Raw genomic sequence first — 21,501 nt, 5'->3', positions numbered from 1 at the left:
CCGGCTTTCCGGACGATTGGATCTTGAATCAGCCCGGTCGGGCATCCCATGATCCGAATCCGCCGGGGTTACCCGCGGACTGCCACCTCGAAACGCCCGGCGTGCCCGAGCCCATTCCCGTACACCACGGTCCCACAGATCTCACTCCGCGGATTCCGGAAGCGTCACCGCCGCGCGGCGCTTTCGACACGGACCGTGCCCGCGGCTCAGCCGAAGCGGCCCGCCACGTAGTCCGCCGTGCGCTGGTCCTCGGGGGTGCCGAAGATGTGGTCCGTGGGGCCGTGCTCGACGATGCCCCCCGGGGTGCCCTGCTCGGCGAGGAAGAACGCGCACTGCTGGGAGACACGGGCCGCCTGCTGCATGTTGTGGGTGACGATCACGACGGTCACCTGACCGGCGAGTTCGTGGATGGTCTCCTCGACCCGGCGGGTGGACGTGGGGTCGAGTGCCGAGCAGGGCTCGTCCATGAGCAGCACCCGGGGGCGTACGGCGAGCGCGCGGGCGATGCACAGACGCTGCTGCTGGCCGCCGGAGAGCGCACCGCCGGGCTGTCGCAGCCGGTCCCGCACCTCCTTCCACAGGCCGGCCCGGGTCAGGCTCTCCTCGACCAGCTCGTCCTTCTCGCGGCGGCTCACGCGCTTCCCGGTCAGGCGCAGGCCCGCCACGACGTTGTCGTAGATCGACATGGCGGGGAACGGGTTGGGCTTCTGGAAGACCATGCCGATCCGGCGCCGGGCGTCGGTCAGGCGGCGGTGGGGAGCGTAGATGTCCTCCCCCTCGAAGAGCACCTCCCCGCCCATCGCCGCCGAGGGAATCAGCTCGTGCATCCGGTTGAGCGTGCGCAGGAACGTCGACTTGCCGCATCCGGAGGGGCCGATCAGGGCGGTGACCTGCCCGGCGGGCATGGTGAGGGAGACGCGCTCCAGCACCTGGTGGCTGCCGAACCATGCCGAGACGGCGCGCGCTTCCAGCGTCGCGGGGGCGGTCGGGCCGGCCGCGGTGGGCGCACCGGCCGCGACGGGCGGCAGGACGACGGTGTCGGCCAGGGCGGTCCCCGTGCGGACGGCGGCGGTGTCGGTCGTCGGGGCGGTCTCGGTCGCGGCGCTGTCGCGCGCGGCGGTCGCATCGGTCACGTCGGGCACCTCATGGCGGGGTCGGGTCTCAACGGGGGCAGGGCTGGAGCGGGGCGGGGACAGGGGCGGGGCGGGCGCGGGGCTTCGATCGGGGCTTCGAGCGGTTCGCTGCCCTATGTACGGGCACGGTGTACGCGCACGGGGTGCGGCGGGGGGTCACATCACGTTGGGCAGGAGTTCGGTGGTGCGGGTGGCGACCTGAAGGCCCAGGACCGCAACGACGGGGGCGAACACGATCCAGGTCTGGTGGCGGCCCCAGCGGTGCCAGGCCCACGCCGCGGCGACCGCGACGGCCACCAGCGCCTGGAGCCACATGACCAGCGGCCACGGCACACCGGAGGGGCGCGCCAGCGGCTGCTCGGCCTCCGGGAGCGTGCCGGAGCGGATGACGGCGGCGGGGGTCTGGGCGGGAGCGGAGACCAGGTCGGCGTCGACGCGCAGGACACCGCCGGGCATGAAGCTCGGCCCGGTGGCCGTGACCAGGACCAGCCGGCCCTTGCCGGTGGCCGGCGTGGCGGGCGCGGGGTCACCGGCCCGTCGTACGCCGATGACCTGGTACTTCGCCTTGCCCTGGCCGGTGGTCACGGTGAACGTCTCGCCCGTGGCGAGCTCGTCGAGGCGTCCGAACGGACCGCCGTACGCGGCGGCGCGGCCCAGCAGCACGCTGGTGCCGGCCTGGCCGGGCAGCGGGGTGTCCCGGCGGTGGCCGGGGCCGTCGGTGAGGACGGCGGAATCGGTGCCCTCCAGGACGACCTGGCGCACATGGACGGCGGGGATGTCGATGAGCGCGACCGGGGTGCCGGGCGCGAGCAGATCGCCCTGCTGGTCGGTCTGAGCCACCGGGGCGGTGCCCAGGGCGAGTTGGGCGCGCAGTTCGTCGAACGCGGCGTGCTGGGCGGCCCGTTCCTGCAGGCCGCTGAGGAGCAGCAGCTGTGCGGTGAGGCCGAACAGCAGGGCGGCCAGGGTGAGCAGGCCGCCCCGGGCGAGATGCCGGACGGCGGTGACGCCCGGAACGCGCGGCCGTGACGCGGGGGTTGCGAGCGTGGCCTGTACGGCGACCGTCACGACGGCACGTCTCCTTCACTCATGGATACCGAAAGGGGGGTCCTGCCGGGGCGGTGGCGGCCGCCCCGGCAGGAGGTCAACTCGTCACACCTCAGGTGGACTTGATGGTGAAGTTCGCGCTGTTCTTCGAGTTCACCGTCGAGGAGCCCATGTACCACGCGTGCATGGTGTGGGTGCCGCGGCTCAGCTTGGGCAGGGTGATCGTCACCTTGCCGCCGCTGAGCGTGCCGGTGCCGATCACGTGGGAGCCCTCGTAGATGCGGACCGTGCCGGTCGGCGTGGTGCCGGTCGCGGAGACCTTGATGGTGACCTTGGCCTGGCTGGTGTGGCTGATCGAGGTCGGCGCGGTGACGGTGACGGTCGGCGTCGCCTTGGTGATCGTCAGGCTGGCGCTCGTGTGGGACGTGAGGAGCTTGCTGTTGCCCCCGTACGACACCGTGAGGGCGTGCGTGGCGACCTTGAGGTGGCTGGACAGGCTGACGCTGGCCTTGCCAGTGCTGTCCAGGGTGGCCGTGCCGAGGGTGGTGGTGCCCTCCTTGACGGTGACCGTGCCGGTCGGGACGACGCCGTGCGTGTCGGCGACCGTGACGGCGACCTTCGGGGTCCTGCCGTACGCGGTCGTCGCCGTGGTGGCCTTCGTCGTGGTCGTGTACTTGATGATGCCGGTCCAGGAGGCGGCGGCGCCCTGGCCGTTGAGGTTGGCGGCGGAGACCGTGGCCGTGTAGGTGCCGAGGGCCAGGCCGCTGAACCGGTACGACCTGGTGGTGGCCGAGACGTCCTTGGTGGCCACGACGGCGCCGTCCGAACCGGTCAGCGTCACGCGGTAGTCCGTCACCGGGAGGGCGGTGGCGGCCGGGGCGGTCCAGCTGAGGTTGACGCTCGCGTCGCCGCGGGTGCCGCTCACGACCGGCGCGGCGGGCGTCGAGGTGTCGACGCCCGACTCCTCCAGGCCGCCGAGCTTGGCGTGCTTGGCCGGGTTGACCGAGCCGTTGTACGACTCGTTCACGAAGCCGAACTTGGCGATGACGCCCTCGGAGCTGTCGGAGGCGAGGGCCGCCTCGTGGGTGCCGCTGGTGACGAAGACGTCGTAGAGGTCCTTGTCGAAGAAGATGCTGGTCGGGTCGATCGCCCGGGTCGGGACGACGTTGTAGACGTCGCGGCCGAACGTGGCGTTCTCGTAGTAGGCGCCGACGGGGGCGAGCTTGCCGTTCACGGTGGCGACCGGGGTGGTGGCGCCGGTGTCGCCGGGCAGCTGCACGGCGGCCAGGTGGGCGCCGCCGGCGGCCGCGGTGGTGCTGAAGTCCGGGGAGATGCCGTTGTTCTGGGCGATCCAGCTGCCCACGGAGAACGGGACGAGCGCGCCGTCCTCGTCGAGGGCGCCGTTGGCCTGGTTCTCCTGGACGGTCGGGACGTTCGGGGAGAGCGTGGCGTCGGTGAGGCCGATCGCGCCGAGGAAGAACTTGCGGGTGCCGGAGCCGCTCTGCGGGATCTTCGGATGCACGGTCTGGCCGTTCACCACGGTCAGCGAGCCCGAGTAGATGTCGTGCAGCTGGTCGACCGTCAGGGTGTTCAGGGCCGAACCGCGGACCGCCACGCCGACCGCGTCACGCGCGAAGGGGATGTAGGTGAAGGCGGTGCCGGAGGTGCTCGGGCCGCTGGAGGAGCGGGCGAAGTCGACCTGGTCCTTGATGGACACCCCGGAGCTGTCGGGAAACTTGTCGCCGGTCAGCGACATGCTCAGGGCGAGGCGGCCCTTGCCGGAGCCGTTGGGGCGCTGGAAGGTCGGGCCGCCGGTGCGGGTCTGGATGTTCGAGGTGGTGGAGCCGGTGCCGGGCTCGATCGCGTCGTAGGAGGCGACGCCCGCACCGGTCGCGGACTTCACGGCGGAGCCGGCGTAGCTGTTGCCGTTGACAGTGTCGCCGGCGAGGGCGTTGAGGACGTCCTGAGTGGTGTCCGAGCCCACGCCGACGAGCTTGCGGAAGGTCCCGGCGGGGGTGGGGTCGGCGGACGCCGGGCTCGCCAGAGCCAGCGTGCCGGACACCACGGCGGCGGCGACCATCGCCGCGGTGCAGCGCGTTCTGCGCATTGAGAGTCTCCAGAGGGTGTGCGACGTGATGTCGGGTGGATGACGTGACGTCGGGTGGATCTGGCAGGGTGGTACGGGCCGTCCGCCCCGACTGCCTTTCGGGGCGGACGGCCGTCTGTGGGGAGCGCCGGCCCGGCGGGGCGCGCGCTCCGGGGGCTCAGCCCCGGCCGGGTGGCAGCAGCCTGCGCAGCCGTTCCGGCAGGGTGAGCGCGGGGATGGTCAGACCGCGGCCGCCGGGCAGCGGGATCCGCAGGGGCAGCCGCAGTCTGCTGCCGCCCGCGAAGGGTGCCCCGATGCCGGCCATGGCGCCGAGCGCGGCGCCGACCGGGACCGCGTACCGCAGGGAATTGGCCGGGTCGTCGGGTGTGGTGCCGAGCGCGGTGGTCTGTACGGCCTTGCCGCCGTCGTAGGAGGGCTTGTCGCTCGGCGTCGGGCTCGCGTCGGCGCTCGGCGTCGTGCCACTGTCGCCGCCGGTGGAGCCGTCGGTGGCGCCGCCGGCGGAGCCGCCGGAGACACTGCCGCCCGATCCGCCGCCGGAGCCGAGGGAGTCGCTGCCGCCACTGCCGCCCGCGGAGCCGCCGGTCGATCCGCCGTCCGAGCCGCCGCCGGCGGAGGACGAGGGGGCGGGCGCCGTGTAGTGGACGAGGGCGTCGGCGGCGTCGGTCGCCTTGGTGCGCAGGGCCGTGGACAGCGGGGCGTAGCCGGCCGGAAGGAGGCCCGGGTCGGCGCCGCTGGTCTGCCCGGCACCGGCCGCGTACCGCAGCAGGGCGGCGTAGTCCTTGCGGGCCGTCTTGCCGATCTTGGCCGGGCGTACGGCGGCGTAGACCAGCTGGGCGAGCGGGTAGGCGCCCTCCGCGGTGGCCTTGGCCTGGGTGATCTCGGGGGCGCCGGAGCCGGTGGCGCTCGCGGCGGCCGCGGTCAGCGACGCCGTGCCCGGTGCCACGAACTTTCCGGCGGTGTTGCGCAGCCGGGCGGTCTGCAGGCCGTACCGCTCGGCGGAGGCCGCGTCGGTCACCGTGATCACGAACCGGGAACCGACCGTCTGCGGACCGGGGCTCTTGAAGGCGGGCGGGTTGGCGAGCGCGTCCCAGCTGGACTTCCACAGAGTGTCGGCGCGCCGGGTGTGCAGGGCCCCGGAGTGCATGTCCTCCACGTAGGGGTGGAAGTCGGTCATGCACTGCTTGACGGTGGCGTCGGTGCCCGGCGGGATCGTGCACCAGGGGTCGCTCTTGGGGTAGTCGTCGGCGGTGCCGGGGTCGAAGGGGGCGCCGGTCGGGTTCAGGTCCGCGTTGGTGCTGTAGTACGGGTTGACGCGCATGCCCCAGTCGTCGGAGGCACCGGCGAGGAACCCGCGGGCCTCCTTGTCGGCGAGGATCCACTGCCACAGCGCGCGGGCCGAGTCGCTGTGGCCGAGCGAGGTGATCAGGTCGGTGTCGGTGGCCGGGGTCTCGGAGACCGACAGATCGGCGAACTCCGGGTTGAGCGCGATGAATTCGGGGTCGCTCGCCAGGCCCGCCGGGTTGCTCTTCGCCCAGCCGTAGCCGGTGGCGGCCCGGTCGCCGAGCACGGCTCCCCAGGGCGAGTTCCGGTACGACTCCGTGAGCAGTTTGGCGGCCAGGCGCGGGGAGAGGTCGATGGACTCGACCTTGGTTCCGGCGAGTTTGCGCACCGAGTCGGGGGCGCCCGCCTTGGGTCTGCGTTCGACGGTGAAGCCGATGACGGTTCCGGAGAGCGCGACCGGCGCGTACACCGTCGTGTCGGAGGGCGCCGTCGTGCCCGCGTCGGCGCCGAGCGCCCGGGTGGTGAAGGCGAGCCCGGAGGCCCCGTCGTTGGTGAGCCGGGCCCGGGTGTCGGGCTCGCCGAGCTCGGTGTATCCGTACACCGTGCCGGTCGGGCACAGGGCCGCCTGCCAGCTGGTCATGGCGTCGGCGGCGAGTTCGCTGCCGGTGGTGGCGCGCTCGTCGGCGCCGAGGGCGCAGCTGGTGCCGACCGGGTTGAAGTCGAGCTTGACCGCGATGCGGTTCTTCCAGTTGGTGGAGGAGACCGGGGAGCCCGCGTTGACCTGGCTGTGGTCCGCGTAGGGCCGGCCGTCGAGGTCCAGGTGGCCCTGCGGGACGATCACCAGCCAGCAGGCGCGGGGCGCGGTGGCGCCGTTCTGCGTGACCGGGATGCCGCAGCCCAGGTGGGGGGCCTCGTTGGCGGTCTGTACCTCGAAGAACTCCTTGCCGGAGCCGTCGGCGCCGGTGCGGGCGAAGTCGACCTCGTTCGTGGTGTTGCGGTTGAACAACGGGTTGTTCTGGGTGCCGGAGGTGATCACTGTGCCGTCGACGGACTTGAAGGGCACCTCGCCCGGGGCGTTGGGGTTGGCCGCCCCGTACCGGTCGTCCTGGCCGTAGTTGGTGGGATCGGCGCTGTAGAAGATCTTGCGGGTGTCGTCGTAGTCGTTGCCCGGCCAGCTGCCCCGGTCGGTGGTCGGGGAGGCGCCGTACTGACACTGGGTGCGCGAGGGGCCCGGGTTCGACGGCACGGTGCCGTCGTCGTCGCCCCAGCACTGCATGATCTGCACGAAGTCGGTGTTGAACAGCGTGCCCGCGAAGGTGGTCGGGGTGCCGTCGGACCAGGAGACCGTGATCGCCTGGCTGGTGAGGTGGGTGGTCTGGCCGACCGTGAACTTCATGTCCTTGAACTCGCCGCGCCCGGAGACGGTGACGGCGGAGGAGGCTGCGTCCGCGCCGCTCGCGGCGGTCGCGGGCCCGGCGGCCTGGGCGACACCGAGGCCCGCGAGGGCGCCCACGGCGGCTCCGGCGACGACCCGCAGCAGCAGACGTCGTACGCGGTTCATGGCGCCCCCGCTCCCCCGGTTCCCCGGGCGGTTCGACTCGCCCGTCGTTGCCCGGCGGTTCATCGCGAACCCCCGTCCGTGACGCCCGTGTTGCCGTTGGCGTTGCCGGTGCCGGTGCCGTTGTTGCGGCCGCCGCGCCCGGCCATCGCCCGGGAGACGGTGGCCGGCAGCAGCAGGAGCCCGAGCACCATGAACACGGCGAGCAGCATCAGCGTCTGTGTGCCGGTCCAGCCGTGACTGCCGGCCACCGCGACCGGCTGGGCGAGAGCGACCGTGCCGTCCGCGCCGCCGCCGCTGCCGCCGCTCGTCGAGCCGGCACCGGAGCCGCCACTGGAACCGGGCGACAGGGTCTGCCCGGTGTCCGGGTCGATGACGGGCTCGGCGCTGCCGCCGGTACCGCCACCCCCCGCGGCACCCCCGGCCCCCGAACTCCCGCCGGTCGTCGTACCGCCGTTCGTCGAGCCGCCCGTCGTACCGCCGCCGCTCGTGCCGCCCGTGGAACCCGAACCCCCGGAGCCGCCGCCCGCCTTGGCGCCGCCGCTGCCCGTGGTGCAGGGCGGAGCGCCCTTCTTGTCACAGGCGGCCGGATAGGGCGCGGTCTCGGCGAGCTTGTTGCGTCCGTCGGAGGAGAAGGTCGGGTTGTTGCAGCCCTTGATGTTGATGTTCTGGGCCTGCACGCCCGGGATCCGGCGGATCTGTTCGAAGCCCGCCTTCACCAGGTTGATCGGCAGCGGCGAGTAGCCGAGCTGGGGCGCCTGCTGCTGGCCCTGGCACATGAAGTAGTACGAAAAGGCGCCGAGCGTCTTGCCCTTGGCCTTGGTGAAGGTGCCCTGCACCTTCAGGGGCAGGATCATGTACGAGTAGCTGGAGAGCGGGTAGTTGCGCCGGTCGGAGTCGTTGTAGACGCCGTCGAGGTTCTGGGTGAGGTAGTCCGCGGAGCTCTTGTCGGTGTTGATCTTCGCCTTGAGCAGCGAGACCGCGACGTTCTGCGGGGTCGGCTCGGTGTAGTAGCCCGCGTGGTTGAGGACCTTGGCGACCGGATAGTGGGCGTTGAGCGCGTACGAGTAGTTGACGTACCCGATGGCGCCCTCGCCGTAGTTCTGGGCGACGTAGCCCGCCACTCCGAGGTCGCCGGACTGGGCGATCATGCCGGACACGGTCGGGTAGTACGAGGTCTGCCCGCAGGCACCGGAGCGGCCGACCTTGCGGCAGTAGGCCTGCCACAGCGACTTGTGCTGGTTGGCCATCCACATCGTGAACTGGGCGGTGGAACCCGAGCCGTCGGAGCGGACGACGGGGACGATCGTGCGGTGCGGGAGCTGCAGACCCGGGTTGTCGGCCTTGATCACCGGGTCGTCCCAGGCCTTGATGACGCCGGTGAAGATCTTGGTGACCACGTCGCCGGAGAGCCGAAGGTTGGTGACCCGCTTACCGTTGACCGTCAGGTGGTACATGAAGACGGTGCCGCCGGCCACGATCGGCATGTAGGCGTACGACCCGGACGCGGGCCGTTCGGCGGCCGAGCCGTCGGTCGGGTGGGTCTGGAACGGGATGTCCGAGACCGCGAAGTCGACCGTTCCGCTGAGGAATTGGCGGCGGCCGTCGGAGGATCCGGTGCCGGCGTAGCTGATCCGCATGCCGTACTGGTTGACGGCGCGGCGCCACTCGTCGACGGCGTTCTCCGCCCAGGTCGAACCGGCTCCGGCGATCGGGGTGTAGCTCTCGGCTGCGGCCGGCGCCGCCGCGGGCCCGGCCAGCAGCCCGGCGATCACGGCGAACAGCGCGCCGAGGGTGCCAAGGGCACGCAGGCGCCGAAGGGCGCTATGGAGGTGGCTGCGCATCAGTCGTTCTCTCCGGTGGCGGTGGCGGTGGCGGGTGCGGGGATGGGGCCGGCGTCGGGGCCGGGCTTCTCGAACAGGGACAGCCCGGGGGCGTGCAGTTCGTCGAAGCGCTCCACGTCGCGCCGCGAGGCGCGGGCCGTACGGCGCGCCTGGCGCTTGGTCTGGTGGCCGGGGCCGCGGCCGCCGATCACCCGGGCGATCACGAACAGCACCAGGACCAGGGCCATCAGGACGGCCGCCGCACCGAAACCGCGGGCGATCATCGTGGGCTCCGGCGACTTGACGAAGTTGAAGACGGCGAGCGGCAGCGACACCATCGGCCCGCTCGTCGGGTCGGCGTTGAGCGCCGCCGTGAAGCCGGCGGTGAGCAGCACGGGAGAGGTCTCGCCGATACCGCGCGCGGTTCCGAGGATGACGGCCGTGGCGAGGCCGGAGCGTGCGGTGGGCAGCACGACGTGCCACACCGTGCGCCAGCGCGGCGCGCCGAGCGCCTCCGCCGCTTCGGTGAGCGTGCCCGGCACCAGCCGCAGCACCACGTCCGAGGCGCGGATCACGATCGGCAGCATCATCACGCTGATCGCGAAGCCCGCCGCGAGGCCCGACTTCTGCATGCCGAGGCCGAGGATCCAGGTCGCGTACACCATCAGACCGGCGACGATCGACGGCAGCGCGGTCATCGCCTCGACGATGGTGCGCACGAACCGGGAGAAGCGGCCCGGGATCTGGTTCAGGTAGACCGCGCAGGCGAGGCCCAGCGGGACCGTGATCGCGAGCGCGATGGCGATCATGGTGAGCGTGCCGAGCATCGCGTGGGCGATGCCGCCGTGGGTGAGCGGGTCGAGCGGACCGGAGGACTGCATGTCCTGGGTGAAGAAGTTGCCGTGCGGCAGTGCCTCCCGGCCACGCCAGGCCGTGAAGCCGACGACGAGGAAGAGCCCCGAGAACAGCAGCGTTGCCGCCGTCCACAGCACGACCGTCATCACCCGGTCGCGGACGGCCTGACCGTCCTCCTCCAGGCCGATGAGCACCGCGTAGATCGCCAGGAAGGCGAGGTAGGCGGTAACCGCGAACCCCAACCCACCGGAGAACGGGGCGAGTTCGCCGAACAGCAGTACCGTGACGCAGAGTCCGGAGGCGGTGGCCCCGCACAGAGACAGCGCCGCGGAGCGGCTGACACCGCCGATGCGGCGCGGCCGGTCGGCCGGCAGGACTCGCTCCGGCACGCCGGACGAGGGCCCGGCGGGCGCGGCCTGGGCGATCGGAGTGGGGGTGTCCTGTATGACGGTTTCCACGATGGTCATCTCATGCCTCGCTCTGTGCGCCGGACCGGGAGCGGGCCGCCACGGAGGAGGCCGTGAAGTTGACCGCCAGGGTGAGCAGGAACAGCGCCAGGCCCGCCGCCATCAGCGCCGACATGCCGAAGGCGGAGGCGTCTCCGTAGTGCAGGGCGATCAGCGAGGAGACCGAGTTCGAGCCGGTCTGCAGGATGTGCGGCTGGATGGTGAAGACCGGCGAGATGATCAGGTAGACCGCGATGGTCTCGCCGAGCGCCCGGCCGAGCCCCAGCATCGTGCCGCCGATGATGCCGCCCTTGCCGTACGGCAGCACGACGGCGCGGATCATTCCCCAGCGGGTGGCGCCGAGCGCGTACGCGCCCTCGCGTTCGCCCGCCGGGGCCTGCGAGAAGACCTCGCGCATCACCGAGCACTGGATCGGCGCGACCATCAGCGCGACGACGATCCCGGCGACGAAGGTGGAGGCCGTGAAGACGCTCTCGGAGGCGAGCGGCTCTCCCGGCTGAGTGCCGTCCACCTTGAACAGGGGGATCCAGCCGAGCCATTCGGACAGCCACCGCGACAGGCCGATCACGTGCTGCTGGAGGAAGAACAGCCCCCACAGCCCGTACACCACCGACGGTACGGCCGCCATCAGGTCGACCATCGTCACCAGGGTGCGGCGCAGCTTGCGCGGGGCCACGTCGGAGATGAACAGCGCGGTCCCGACGGCCAGCGGCACGGAGATCGTCACCGCGACCGCGGCGATCAGGACGGTGCCGGTGAGGACGGCCGCGATGCCGAACCGGTGGACGTCCGGCTGCCATTCGGCGGTGGTGAGGAAGGCGAAGCCCCTGGCGCGCAGCGCCTGACCGGCCCTCAGGAGCAGGAAGAGCCCGACCCCCGCCATGACGGCGAGGACGGCGACACCGGTGGCCGTCAGCTGGTACCGGAAGATCCGGTCACCGAGTCCTCGGGCCGCGTTCGGCCGCCGGGGAGCGGGCTTGTCGAAAACCAGGGTGCCGGGGACCAGAGTGCCGAAGACCGGTATGCCCGTCCTCGGTCTGCCGTGCTCCGGTCTGTCGGACTCCGGTCTGTCGGACTCCTCTTGCGCGGACGCCACTGCGGTCCCCCCATTCCGGAAACGGAATCAGAGCGCGGCGGCCGAATGGCACCGCGCGGGGAGATTCAATGGCCGAATCGTGTCGGTCCCACGCGTGATCCATGGCTGGATCGCGAACAACATGTGTCTGTTCGGTGCGTCATCTGTGGAGGTTCCGCGAGTCCGCGTGCGAGCGCGCCCTTACACCGCCGCCACCGACGACAGCCGATGCACATCCCGAGCCGTCCCCGTGACCCCCGACAGGAACCCCTGCGCCCGCGGAGACGCGTTCTCCGTCAGCCAGGTCGGGTCGATGTCGCAGACGGCGACGCGTACCTCGGTGCCGACCAGGGCCAGCGGGAGGGTGTGGACGACCGTCGACGGGAAGCTCAGGATCGTACGGCCGATGGGGCCACGGCGGGCGATCAGTTCGAGCGGCAGGTCGGGGCGGACTATTTCGAGGCCCGTCTCGGCCGCCAGGCGGTGCAGCTTGTCGGTGCTCTCGCGGCGGTGGGCGAAGTAGCGGGTCGCGCCGTGCGCCCCCGCGAGGCTCTTGACCGCCGCCAGGTAGCGGTCCGGGTCCACCACGCCCGTCTCCACGAGCGAGGTGCCGACCAGGTCCGCGCCCTTGGTGATGCGGGGCGGGCCGAAGCGGGCGCGGGTCCAGGAGAAGTCGTTGGCGGTGATGCGGACGCCGTCCGGTGCCGAGTCGATCGGCATGGAGGAGAAGACCTCGACGCTGCGGCGGTCGTTCGGGGTCAGACGTCGGCGCGCCGAGGCCGAGACCGGGGCGAAGATCACGTCGCGGGCGCCCGGGCGGCCACCGCGCCGGTGCCAGCGCACCAGGCGCTCGCCGCGGGCGAGTTGGGCGACGAACTCCATCGTCGCCGTGCCGTCGTCGACCACGACCAGGTCGCGGGCGCGGGTGATCGTCAGCAACAGCTGAACGTAACGGGAGAAGGGGTCTCCCATGACGATGCGCTTGGCCTTGCGGAGCAGCGGGGCCAGGCCGCCGATCGTGTGGAAGGGGGCCGTGGTACCGCCGCGCGCCTCCTCCCAGCGGACCTCGTGGCCCTCGTCGCGGGCCAGTTCCGCCATGCGGCGCAGCTGGCCGCGGGTCATCGGGTCGTTGGGAGAGAGGACGACGAGGGTGAGCCCCGCGCCGGACACCGGCTCGGCGATCCCGGAGGACCCCGCGCCGGGCGCCGTGGCGCTGTGGGCATGCGCGTGCGCCCACTCCAGCACGTTCAGGAGCTGTACCGGACTCTCGACGAAGGCGAGAGTGTGGGAGCCGGCGGAACCGGCGCGGGGGCTCATCGACGTACGACCGTCCCGTCGTAAGGAGATCAGGGCGCTCAGACCGCGACCGGCTCGCCCGCGGCGGCGGCGATCTCCGCCTCGGCGACGACGCCCGTGACGCGACGCAGCTTCTTCATGGGGCCGAGCTCGGACTCGTAGACCTTCTTGACGCCGTCGCCGAGGGAGGCCTCGATGGTGCGGATGTCGCGGACGAGGCGGGTCAGGCCCTGCGGCTCGACCGAGGCCGCCTGGTCCGAGCCCCACATGGCGCGGTCGAGGGTGATGTGGCGCTCGACGAAGGTGGCGCCGAGGGCGACCGCGGCGAGCGTGGTCTGCAGGCCGGTCTCGTGGCCGGAGTAGCCGATCGGGACGTTCGGGTACTCGGCCTGCAGGGTGTTGATGACGCGCAGGTTGAGCTCCTCGGCCTTCGCCGGGTACGTCGAGGTGGCGTGGCAGAGCAGGATGTTGTCCGAGCCGAGGACCTCGACCGCGTGACGGATCTGCTTCGGGGTGGACATGCCGGTGGAGAGGATGACCGTGCGGCCGGTGGCGCGCAGGGCGCGGAGCAGCTCATCGTCGGTCAGGGACGCGGACGCGACCTTGTGGGCCGGGACGTCGAACTTCTCGAGGAAGGCGACGGCCTCGGTGTCCCACGGGGAGGCGAACCAGTCGATGTTCTTGCTCTTGGCGTACTCGTCGATCTGGCGGTACTCGTCCTCACCGAACTCCACACGGTGGCGGTAGTCGATGTAGGTCATCCGGCCCCAGGGGGTGTCGCGCTCGATGTCCCACTGGTCGCGCGGGGTGCAGATCTCCGGGGTGCGCTTCTGGAACTTCACGGCGTCGCAGCCGGCCTCGGCGGCGGCGTCGATCAGCTTGAAGGCGTTCTCGAGCTCGCCGTTGTGGTTGATGCCGATCTCACCGACGACGTAGACGGGGTGGCCCGGGCCGGCGGTCTTCGAACCGAACGTGCGCAGACGGGAGTTGGTGCTCATGGTGGAGAAGTTCCTTACTTGTCGAGGGAGTCGAGAGAAGGGCCGAGGATCCAGCTGGCGATCTCTCGGATCGCGCCGTCGCCACCGGGGACGGTGGTGACCGCGCGTGCGGCGCCGCGCACGACGTCGTGGGCGCTCGCGACCGCCACGGGCCAGCCCACGAGGGCGAAGCACGGGAGGTCGTTGACGTCGTTGCCGACGTAGAGCACGCGCTCAGGCGCGATGCCCTGCTCCTCGCACCACTGCTTCAGTGCGAGGTCTTTCCGGTCGATGCCGTGGAGGACCGGGATCTGCAGCTTCCGGGCTCTGGCGGCGACTACCGGGTTCTGTTCCGTGGACAGGATCAGCATCGTCAGACCGCTCTTGCGGAGGGCTGCGATACCGAGGCCGTCTCCGCGGTGCACGGAGACGAACTCCCGTCCGTCGGAGTCGATCAGCACCCTGTCGTCGGTCTGGGTGCCGTCGAAGTCGAGGACGACCGCGTCGATGTCGGCGGCGGTCGGGAGGGCGCCCGGGCGTGCAGCGTCGAACAGGGGCGCGAGCGCCCTTGCCCGGGCGAGGTCGTGCGGGTCGTCGATCTCGAGGACTCGCGCGGGGTCGGTGCGCACGAGTTCCGTACGCCCGAAGAAGCGGTGCTGGTGCTCGCGCAGGCCGGCCGCGTCCATGGCGTACGCGGCGCCGGTCTCCAGGAGGTCCTGGGGGCGGTCCTGGCGGCGCGGGCGGAAGGACTTGTCGTGATTGACGCCGTAACCGCCCTCCGTGGTGGTGGAGTTGGCGACCTTGGTGGCGCCCCCGACCTCATCGGTGCGGGTGGTCTCGACGACCTGGGGGTCGTCCGCCGCGTCCCGCCAGATGAACCCGTGGAACGGGGCCACCGTCAGGGCCGTGTCCGCGCCGTTCTCGACGACCGCCGCGGCGACGCCGTCGATGTCCTCGCGGACGATGAACGGGCTGGTGCACTGGACGAGGAGGACCACGTCGACCGCCGCGCCGTGCAGGGCCTCGTGGGCGTCCATGGCGTGCAGCACGGCGGCCTCGGAGGTGGCGGTGTCGCCGGCGATGGCGGCGGGGCGCAGCACGACCTCGGCGCCGGCCTCGCGGGCGGCGGAGGCGATCGCCTGGTCGTCCGTGGAGACCACGACGTCCGTGACGAGCCGCGTCGCGCGGCACTCGCGCACCGCGCGGGCCACCAGCGGCACACCGCCGACCGGAAGGAGGTTCTTCGCGGGCACGCCCTTGGAGCCGCCGCGCGCGGGGATCACCGCGAGCACGCGGCGCACTGGCGCCGCTTGGCCCGCTTCGGAGTTGGTCATGCGCTGTTCTCCTTGACGAGGGAGGCGAGAAAGGCGTGGGGGGCGAGGGGTCCCAGGCGTCTGGGCTGCGTCGCTCACAGCTCGCCCATCCGCCGGATCACCGGTGCCACCCGCTGGACGCCGTGGCGGTAGGCGCCGCGGGCCGCCCTGCGCACGATCTGCCGTACGGGGCTGGGCTCCTTGTCCGCCGCGGGCGCGCCGGGCAGCGGGCTGCCGTCCGGGCCGAGGTGGTGGCGGGCGAGGATGCCGGGCAGATAGCCGGGCGCGGTGACGGGCGTGTAGTAGGGGGCGAGGGCCGGGAGCTTGTCCGCTTCCAGCAGCTCGGTGATGCGGAACCGGGCCACGTCGAAGGCCGTCTCGTACGACCCGTCGGCGGCGACGCCCTGCCGGGCCACCCACGACGCGTCGGGCGAGGGCCGGTGACCGGCGTCGAGCTGGTCCCAGGAGGCGAGGCAGCCGGAGCCCACGAAGTGGTGGTTGCCGAGCGCCTCGCGCACCCCGAGGTCGCTCAGGACGACGGTGGGGACCCGACGGTGCAGGGACTCCAGGGCCGCCGTGGAGCTGATGGTGACCAGCAGGTCGGTGCGGTCGAGGACCTCGCCCATGTGCCCGTAGACCAGGCGGAAGTTGGCCGGCGGGTCCGCCTTCTGCACCAGCTTCTGGTAGGGCAGCTCCTCGATGTGCGTGGTGTGTTCGCCCGGCTTGGAGCGCAGCTTCAGCAGGACCTCGCGGTCCGGGTGCAGCCGTGCGTGCTGGATCAGCCGGTTCAGCAGGTACGTACGGTCCTTGCGGCTCTCCGGTACGGAGGGCTGGGCGGCGAACACGACCGTGTACGGGTCGTGCCCCCCGGCGGGGTACGCCTCGCCGCCCAGGAAGGGCAGCGCGACCTCGGTCACCGACGAGGCGTCGGCGCCGACTCCCTCGTATACGGCCCGGAAACGGTCCGCGTCCTGGCGGGAGTTGGCGAGGACGAGGTCCGCGCCGTGCCGAAGCAGCAGACCGTCGGCGAGCTTCTCGTAGACGACGCCGACATAGCCGGTGACGACCACGGGCCGCTTCTCACGCCCCTGCCAGGCGTGTGCCAGGCCATGCAGCATCGCCTGGACGGCGCCGCCGACGAGGGCGAGGACCAGTACGTCGTACTGCTCCTTCGCCATCTCGCGCAGGAATTCGACGGCAGTGACCTCGCGGAGGGAATCCGCGCGGACGCCGACTTCTTCGAGCTGACGGGCGGTGGGAGTGGCACGGCCGCGCAGGAGGAATCCGTCGAGGCGAATGTCCGATTCAGTAGGAGAAATACGATTCGCGGTGAGCGAACCCCATTTCCACCGAGTATCGGAATCCGCGAGGACGGCGACCCGCAGGGACTTCGTGGTACTTGCTGGCACGTCCAAGACGCTAGGAAGGTATTTCGAGTTGCGGCCCAACCCGAATGCAACAAAGGGTTAACAGCACATCGACGAATGGCGAATCGGGCCGCTTGGGCACAGGAAAATAGCCCGGTTCACAGCTTCGCCACGCGCCGTTCACCTGACATCAAGCCGCCGGTCAAGACGAATGACGGGCCGCCGCCTAACGTCACGTGGGTGGTCAAGCTCTCCGTCATCGTGCCGTTCTACAACGTGCAGCAATACGCACCCGACACCCTGAAGAGCCTGCGTGCGAACGCCCGCGCAGACTTCGAATTCATTCTCGTCGACGACTGCTCGCGCGACGAGACACCGGACATTCTCGCGCGCGCGGAGCGCGAGCTCCCGGGTGCGGTGTATGTCAGACACGAGAAGAACGGAGGACTGGCCACCGCGCGCAACACCGGGATCGACAAGGCGCGCGGCGACTACCTCACGTTCCTCGACGGGGACGACTGGCTCGCCCCCGGCTATTACGAGCAGCTCCTCGCCTCCATCGAGGACTTGGGCTGCGACTTCGTCCGTACGGACCATGTCCAGTGCACCGCCCGCGCCCGCACCATCCACCGCGTTCCGCACGGCCGCCGGGGAGTGGTGATGCGTCCGCGCGACGCGATCCTGCCCGCCGACCGGTCCACCTCCGTCGACTACGCCTACGCCTGGGCGGGCATCTATCACCGCCGGCTGGTCGACCGCGGCCTGCTCCACTTCACCGACGGGCTGCGTACGGCCGAGGACCGGCCGTGGATCTGGAAGCTGCACCGGGAGGCGGAATCCTTCGCCACGGTGGGGCTGCTCGGCGTGTTCTACCGGCGTGGCGTAGCCTCCTCTCTCACCCAGATCGGTGACGTGCGTCAGCTCGATTTCATTCGCGCGTTCGACCAGGTGGTGGCCGAAACCGCCACGGATCGTGACGCGGAAAAACTCCTGCCCAAAGCCGTGCGCACGTATTGCGCGATTATTTCCCATCACCTGGGATCCATCGAAAGGTTCGAGCCAGCGGTGGCACGGAAACTCAAGTCGATGAGCGCGGTCGCCCTGCGACGCATGCCGCAGGACGTGCTCGACGACGCCCTCGACTCGATGGACGTCCAGCGCGCCACGCGCCTGCGCCGACTGCGCCGCCGCCCCGCCGCGGCCGCGGGGGTGGCCGCGTGACCACCCAGATCTTCATGGCGTCCACGCTGTACGGCACGGCGACGCTCGCCGCCGCCCTGGACACCGAGTGTTTCGCGCCGGCCGACCGGCGCATCCTGCTCGTCTCCAACAACTCGGCGACACCCGAGACGACGCCCGGCGTGGACGAGATGCCCGGCTTCGAGCGGCTGCGCGGCCGCTTCGACGACGTGATCTCGTGGAACGAGACCATCTCGCCCTTCCACCCGGGCGGTTGGGCCCCGCGGCTCGACGACGTGCCCCTGTGGGAGCGGCATCTGCGGCTCGCCTGGAACCTCGGCGACGACGACATCGAGCTGGCCGTCGAGTCGATCCAGGTGAACCCGGCGCTCGGCATCTCGCAGATCTTCACCGGCGCGCCCGTCACCGTGTACGCCGACGGTCTGATGAGCTACGGCCCCACCCGCAACAAGATCGACCCTTTGGTCGGCACCCGGGTGGACCGCCTGCTCCACCTGGACCTGGTCCCCGGTCTCAAGCCGCTGCTCCTCACGGAGTTCGATGTCGAGCCGGAGATCGTACCGACGGACGCGTTCGTGAAGGTGCTCGCCGAACTCGTCGACACCGGCGACGAGTTGCCGTCGATCGACGAACCGGCGCTGCTGCTCGGCCAGTACCTCTCCGCCCTTGACATCCTCACCGCCGAGGAGGAGGAGAACCTCCACGTACGGATGCTGAAGGGCGCCCTCGCGCTCGGCCACACCCGCGTGGTGTTCAAGCCGCACCCCTCGGCCCCGGCCCGCTGGTCGCGGATGCTGGAGAAGGAGGCCGAGAGGCTCGGTGCCGACCTCACCGTCCTTGACACCCCGGTCCTCGCCGAGGTGCTCTACCAGCGGATGCGCCCCGCCCTGGTCGTCGGCTGCTTCTCCACCGCGCTGCTCACCGCGTCCGCGCTGTACGGCCTGCCGGTGGCCCGCATCGGCACCGAGTCGCTCCTCGACCGCCTCACGCCCTACGAGAACAGCAACCGCATCCCCGTGACGATCGTGGACGCCCTGCTGCCCGAGCTGTCCGACAAGGCGGCGGTCACCGAGCAGCGGCGCGGCCTGGACGTCACCGCCCTGACCGGACTCGTACGAGCCGTTGGATTCGCCATGCAGCCGAAGATCTACCCGGACCTGCGCAAGGCCGCCGAGGACTATCTGACGCACCATCTGAACCAGCACACCTGGCGGTACTTCAAGCGTCGACGGCTCACCTCGCTGGCGCTGCCCGGCGCGGTCCCCTCGCAGCTCGCCTTCATTCCGCGCAACGCGACGGTACGCCGAGTGGCGCGCCGCGCCCGGTCGTTGAAGCGGGCGACGCTCGGATGACGGCCTCCGCCGCGGCTTCGGCCGCCACCTCCGCATCCGCCCCGGCGGACACCTCGCTCCCGAAGTCCGCGCCGGAAGCCGGTGCGGACGCGGTCCCGCCCCGGATACTGCCCCGGGCGCACGCGCCACGGCTGCGTGCGCTCGACGGACTGCGGCTCATCGCCGCGCTGATGGTCGCCGCGTACCACTACGGCGGCCGCGACGGCGAGGTCGCGCAGGCCTGGGGCAGTTCCGCGAAGCACCAGTTCCCCATGCTGCACTCGTACTTCGCCTACGGGTGTCTGGGCGTCCAGGTCTTCTTCGTGATCAGCGGCTTCGTGATCTGCATGAGCGGCTGGGGCCGGCCCCTGCGTTCGTTCTTCGCTTCCCGCGCCTCCCGTCTGCTCCCCGCGTACTGGGCGGCGATCATCATCGTGACGGCGGTGTTCGCGCTGCCCGTGGTCGCGTACAAGGCGGTCTCGCCGAGCGACGCGCTGGCGAACCTGACGATGCTCCAGCAACCCCTGGGCGTGGACCGGGTGCTGGGCGTCTGCTGGACGCTGTGGGCCGAGGTCCGCTTCTACGCCCTCTTCGCCCTGTGCATCGTCCTGCCGGGCGCCAACCGGCAGCGAGTGATCCTCTTCTGCGCGGGCTGGACATTGGCGGCCGCGTTCGCGCAGGCCGCGAACGAGCCCCTGCTGAACATCGTCCTCATGCCGGAGTACGCCTCGTACTTCATCGGCGGTGTCGGCCTCTACCTGATCCACCGCGACCGGCGGGACGCCTACGCCTGGGGCATCGTCGGCGTGAGCTGGCTGATCGGCCAGCACTACGCCGTGGTGAAGCTGTGGCACGCCCCGAACCCGGACTTCTTCTCCTACCGCACGTCGTTCGGCATCATGCTCGTCGTCACGCTCGGCTATGTGGCGGTGGCCGCCATCGCACTCGGCTGGCTGAACTGGGCGAACTGGCGCTGGCTCAGCGTCGCCGGCGCCCTGACGTACCCCTTCTACCTGGTCCACGAACACCTGGGCTGGGTCGTCATCAAGGCGTACCACCAGACCCTGCACATCCCGTCCTACGGCACGTTCCTGCTGACGGTCGCCACCATGCTCCTCCTGGCCTGGCTGCTGAACCGCTACGTGGAGGAGTGGCTCACACCGAAGCTGCGTACGGCCCTGTCGAAGCCGCGGCCATAGAGCGGTTTTTCGCCCCCTCCGCCCCTGCCCGTCCCGACCAGCCTTTCGGCTGCGGGTGGGTGGGGGTTGTTCGCGCAGTTCCCCGCGCCCCTAAAAGGGGCGCGGGGAACTGCGCAATCTTTTAGCGGGGGTCTGGGGGCGCAGCCCCCAGGTACGGGACGGGTAGGGGCGGAGGGGGCGAAAACCCAGAGCCCGCACCCCCGACGCCTCACAAGCGACGCACAGGAATTGGTTTCCCGTTCACCTGGTCGCCCGTTTGGGCACCCGTCGTCGGGCAGACGCCGAGGAGTTCCGCACAGGCTCGTCCACGCGAGCTCGTCCGTACAGGCCCGTCCCGCACAGGCCCGTCCGTACAAGGGAGTGCTCTCTCCATATGACCCTCGTACCAGACACGACCCGCCCGCCCCGTCGGCTCGACGACGTACCCGGCTGGTTCCCCGTTCTCGACCAGACGCTCTTCGAATGGTTCCTGGGCCGGCAGAAGTCATCGGAAATGCGGGGTGATCTGCTGGAAGTCGGTGTGTACATGGGCAAGAGCGCGATCTTCCTCGGCCGCCATCTCCAGGACGACGAGCGGTACACGGTGTGCGACCTCTTCGAGGGCTCCGCCCCGGACGACGCCAACAAGGCGGAGTCGACGAAGTCGTACGGCGCGCTCACCCGACGGGCCTTCGAGGAGAACTACCTCTCCTTCCACGACGCGCTGCCCCGAGTCCTGCAGGGCCCCAGCAGCGTGGTCCCGGCGGAGGTCGCCCCCGGCTCCTGCCGGTTCGTCCACATCGACGCCTCACACCTCTACGAGCACGTGTACGACGACATCGGCGCCGCCCGCGACGCGCTGCTGCCCGGCGGAGTCGTCGTCCTGGACGACTTCCGCTCGGAACACACGCCCGGCGTCTCCGTGGCCGCCTGGGAGGCGGTGCTCACCAGGGGCCTGCACCCGATCTGCCTGAGCACGCAGAAGCTGTACGGGACCTGGGACGACCCCGGGCCCGTGCAGGAGGAGCTGCTGGCGGCGGTGCGCGAACGCGAGGACTGCCACCTGAGCGTCCAGCAGGCGGCCGGACACCGCATCGTCCGCCTCAAGTCCAAGAAGGGCATGCAGGCACCGCCCTTCCCGCCGTCCCGCCACGCGAGCGGGCCCGACCCCGCCGTGGACCAGGCCCTCACCCGGCCGGGCAGGCCCGCCGTCCCGCGCCGCAGCCGCAGCCGTCGCATAGCCGCCGACCTGCTGCCGCCCGTCCTCACCCGCGCGATCCGCGGCGCCCGCGCGGGCAGGGATTCGGGGGCGCGTTGACATAGGGGGGCGACCGGCGGGGCGACCTGCCGAGCGCCGGTCGTCGGGGCTGCGGCGCTCGGCCACGCAAACCCGCCACGGCTACGGCGGTCGGCATCGCAACGGCCGCCACGACTACGGCGCTCGGCCACACAACACCCGCCACGACTACGGCGCTCGGCAACGCAACACCCGCCAC

The 21,501-nt window shown here is 71.2% G+C and carries 15 protein-coding genes; 4 read left to right on the top strand and 11 right to left on the bottom strand.

The features are described from left to right. Positions 1 to 206: 206 nt before the first annotated feature. The 11 genes from pstB to AB5J53_RS30190 all read right to left on the bottom strand — a co-directional run bounded on the left by pstB (position 207) and on the right by AB5J53_RS30190 (position 16,338). The gene (gene pstB, locus AB5J53_RS30240) at positions 207 to 971 is read right to left on the bottom strand and encodes a phosphate ABC transporter ATP-binding protein PstB (RefSeq protein ID WP_369252565.1); all 765 of its coding nucleotides are present in this window, start codon (positions 969 to 971) and stop codon (positions 207 to 209) included. A gap of 318 nt (positions 972 to 1,289) precedes the next feature. Further along, on the bottom strand, positions 1,290 to 2,198 hold the full coding sequence (locus AB5J53_RS30235; RefSeq protein ID WP_369248776.1) for a sortase: 909 nt from the start codon (positions 2,196 to 2,198) through the stop codon (positions 1,290 to 1,292). Between the two features lie 91 nt (positions 2,199 to 2,289). Further along, on the bottom strand, positions 2,290 to 4,284 hold the full coding sequence (locus tag AB5J53_RS30230) for an Ig-like domain repeat protein (RefSeq protein WP_369248775.1): 1,995 nt from the start codon (positions 4,282 to 4,284) through the stop codon (positions 2,290 to 2,292). 157 nt (positions 4,285 to 4,441) lie between these two features. Continuing rightward, the gene (locus tag AB5J53_RS30225) at positions 4,442 to 7,126 is read right to left on the bottom strand and encodes a hypothetical protein (protein WP_369248774.1); all 2,685 of its coding nucleotides are present in this window, start codon (positions 7,124 to 7,126) and stop codon (positions 4,442 to 4,444) included. Positions 7,127 to 7,185: 59 nt separating this feature from the next. Further along, a complete protein-coding gene (locus tag AB5J53_RS30220) occupies positions 7,186 to 8,967 on the bottom strand; it encodes a substrate-binding domain-containing protein (protein ID WP_369248773.1) in 1,782 nt (593 codons plus the stop codon). Next, positions 8,967 to 10,268, bottom strand: a complete 1,302-nt coding sequence (gene pstA, locus AB5J53_RS30215; protein WP_369248772.1) for a phosphate ABC transporter permease PstA — start codon at positions 10,266 to 10,268, stop codon at positions 8,967 to 8,969. The genes AB5J53_RS30220 and pstA overlap by 1 nt, the downstream gene beginning before the upstream one ends. A 1-nt stretch (position 10,269) precedes the next feature. Beyond that, positions 10,270 to 11,364 carry a phosphate ABC transporter permease subunit PstC gene (gene pstC / locus AB5J53_RS30210; RefSeq protein ID WP_369248771.1) on the bottom strand — a complete coding sequence of 365 codons (1,095 nt, stop codon included), beginning with the start codon at positions 11,362 to 11,364 and terminating at the stop codon, positions 10,270 to 10,272. Positions 11,365 to 11,544: 180 nt separating this feature from the next. After that, positions 11,545 to 12,660 carry a hypothetical protein gene (locus tag AB5J53_RS30205; RefSeq protein WP_369248770.1) on the bottom strand — a complete coding sequence of 372 codons (1,116 nt, stop codon included), beginning with the start codon at positions 12,658 to 12,660 and terminating at the stop codon, positions 11,545 to 11,547. A gap of 38 nt (positions 12,661 to 12,698) precedes the next feature. Further along, entirely contained in the window at positions 12,699 to 13,637 is a 939-nt protein-coding gene (locus AB5J53_RS30200) for an N-acetylneuraminate synthase family protein (protein ID WP_189191654.1), read from the bottom strand. A gap of 14 nt (positions 13,638 to 13,651) precedes the next feature. Continuing rightward, positions 13,652 to 14,950 (bottom strand): NTP transferase domain-containing protein, encoded by a 1,299-nt coding sequence (locus AB5J53_RS30195; protein WP_369248769.1) that lies wholly within the window; start codon positions 14,948 to 14,950, stop codon positions 13,652 to 13,654. 74 nt (positions 14,951 to 15,024) lie between these two features. Further along, on the bottom strand, positions 15,025 to 16,338 hold the full coding sequence (locus AB5J53_RS30190) for a DUF6716 putative glycosyltransferase (RefSeq protein WP_369248768.1): 1,314 nt from the start codon (positions 16,336 to 16,338) through the stop codon (positions 15,025 to 15,027). A gap of 198 nt (positions 16,339 to 16,536) precedes the next feature. On the opposite strand from AB5J53_RS30190, the gene AB5J53_RS30185 reads away from it, so the two are divergent. From AB5J53_RS30185 to AB5J53_RS30170, 4 genes are all read left to right on the top strand, one after another. Continuing rightward, positions 16,537 to 17,517 carry a glycosyltransferase family 2 protein gene (locus tag AB5J53_RS30185; protein ID WP_369252563.1) on the top strand — a complete coding sequence of 327 codons (981 nt, stop codon included), beginning with the start codon at positions 16,537 to 16,539 and terminating at the stop codon, positions 17,515 to 17,517. After that, positions 17,514 to 18,848 (top strand): alpha-2,8-polysialyltransferase family protein, encoded by a 1,335-nt coding sequence (locus AB5J53_RS30180; protein WP_369248767.1) that lies wholly within the window; start codon positions 17,514 to 17,516, stop codon positions 18,846 to 18,848. The genes AB5J53_RS30185 and AB5J53_RS30180 overlap by 4 nt, the downstream gene beginning before the upstream one ends. Further along, entirely contained in the window at positions 18,845 to 20,026 is a 1,182-nt protein-coding gene (locus AB5J53_RS30175; protein WP_369248766.1) for an acyltransferase family protein, read from the top strand. Before AB5J53_RS30180 ends, AB5J53_RS30175 begins: the two co-directional genes overlap by 4 nt. A gap of 373 nt (positions 20,027 to 20,399) precedes the next feature. Continuing rightward, on the top strand, positions 20,400 to 21,323 hold the full coding sequence (locus AB5J53_RS30170; protein ID WP_369248765.1) for a class I SAM-dependent methyltransferase: 924 nt from the start codon (positions 20,400 to 20,402) through the stop codon (positions 21,321 to 21,323). The last annotated feature ends 178 nt before the right edge of the window (positions 21,324 to 21,501 follow it).

Source organism: Streptomyces sp. R41, from assembly GCF_041053055.1.
Lineage (GTDB): Bacteria > Actinomycetota > Actinomycetes > Streptomycetales > Streptomycetaceae > Streptomyces.
Note: the sequence above shows the minus strand (reverse complement) of the source record. Positions and strands in the feature narration are given on the sequence as shown.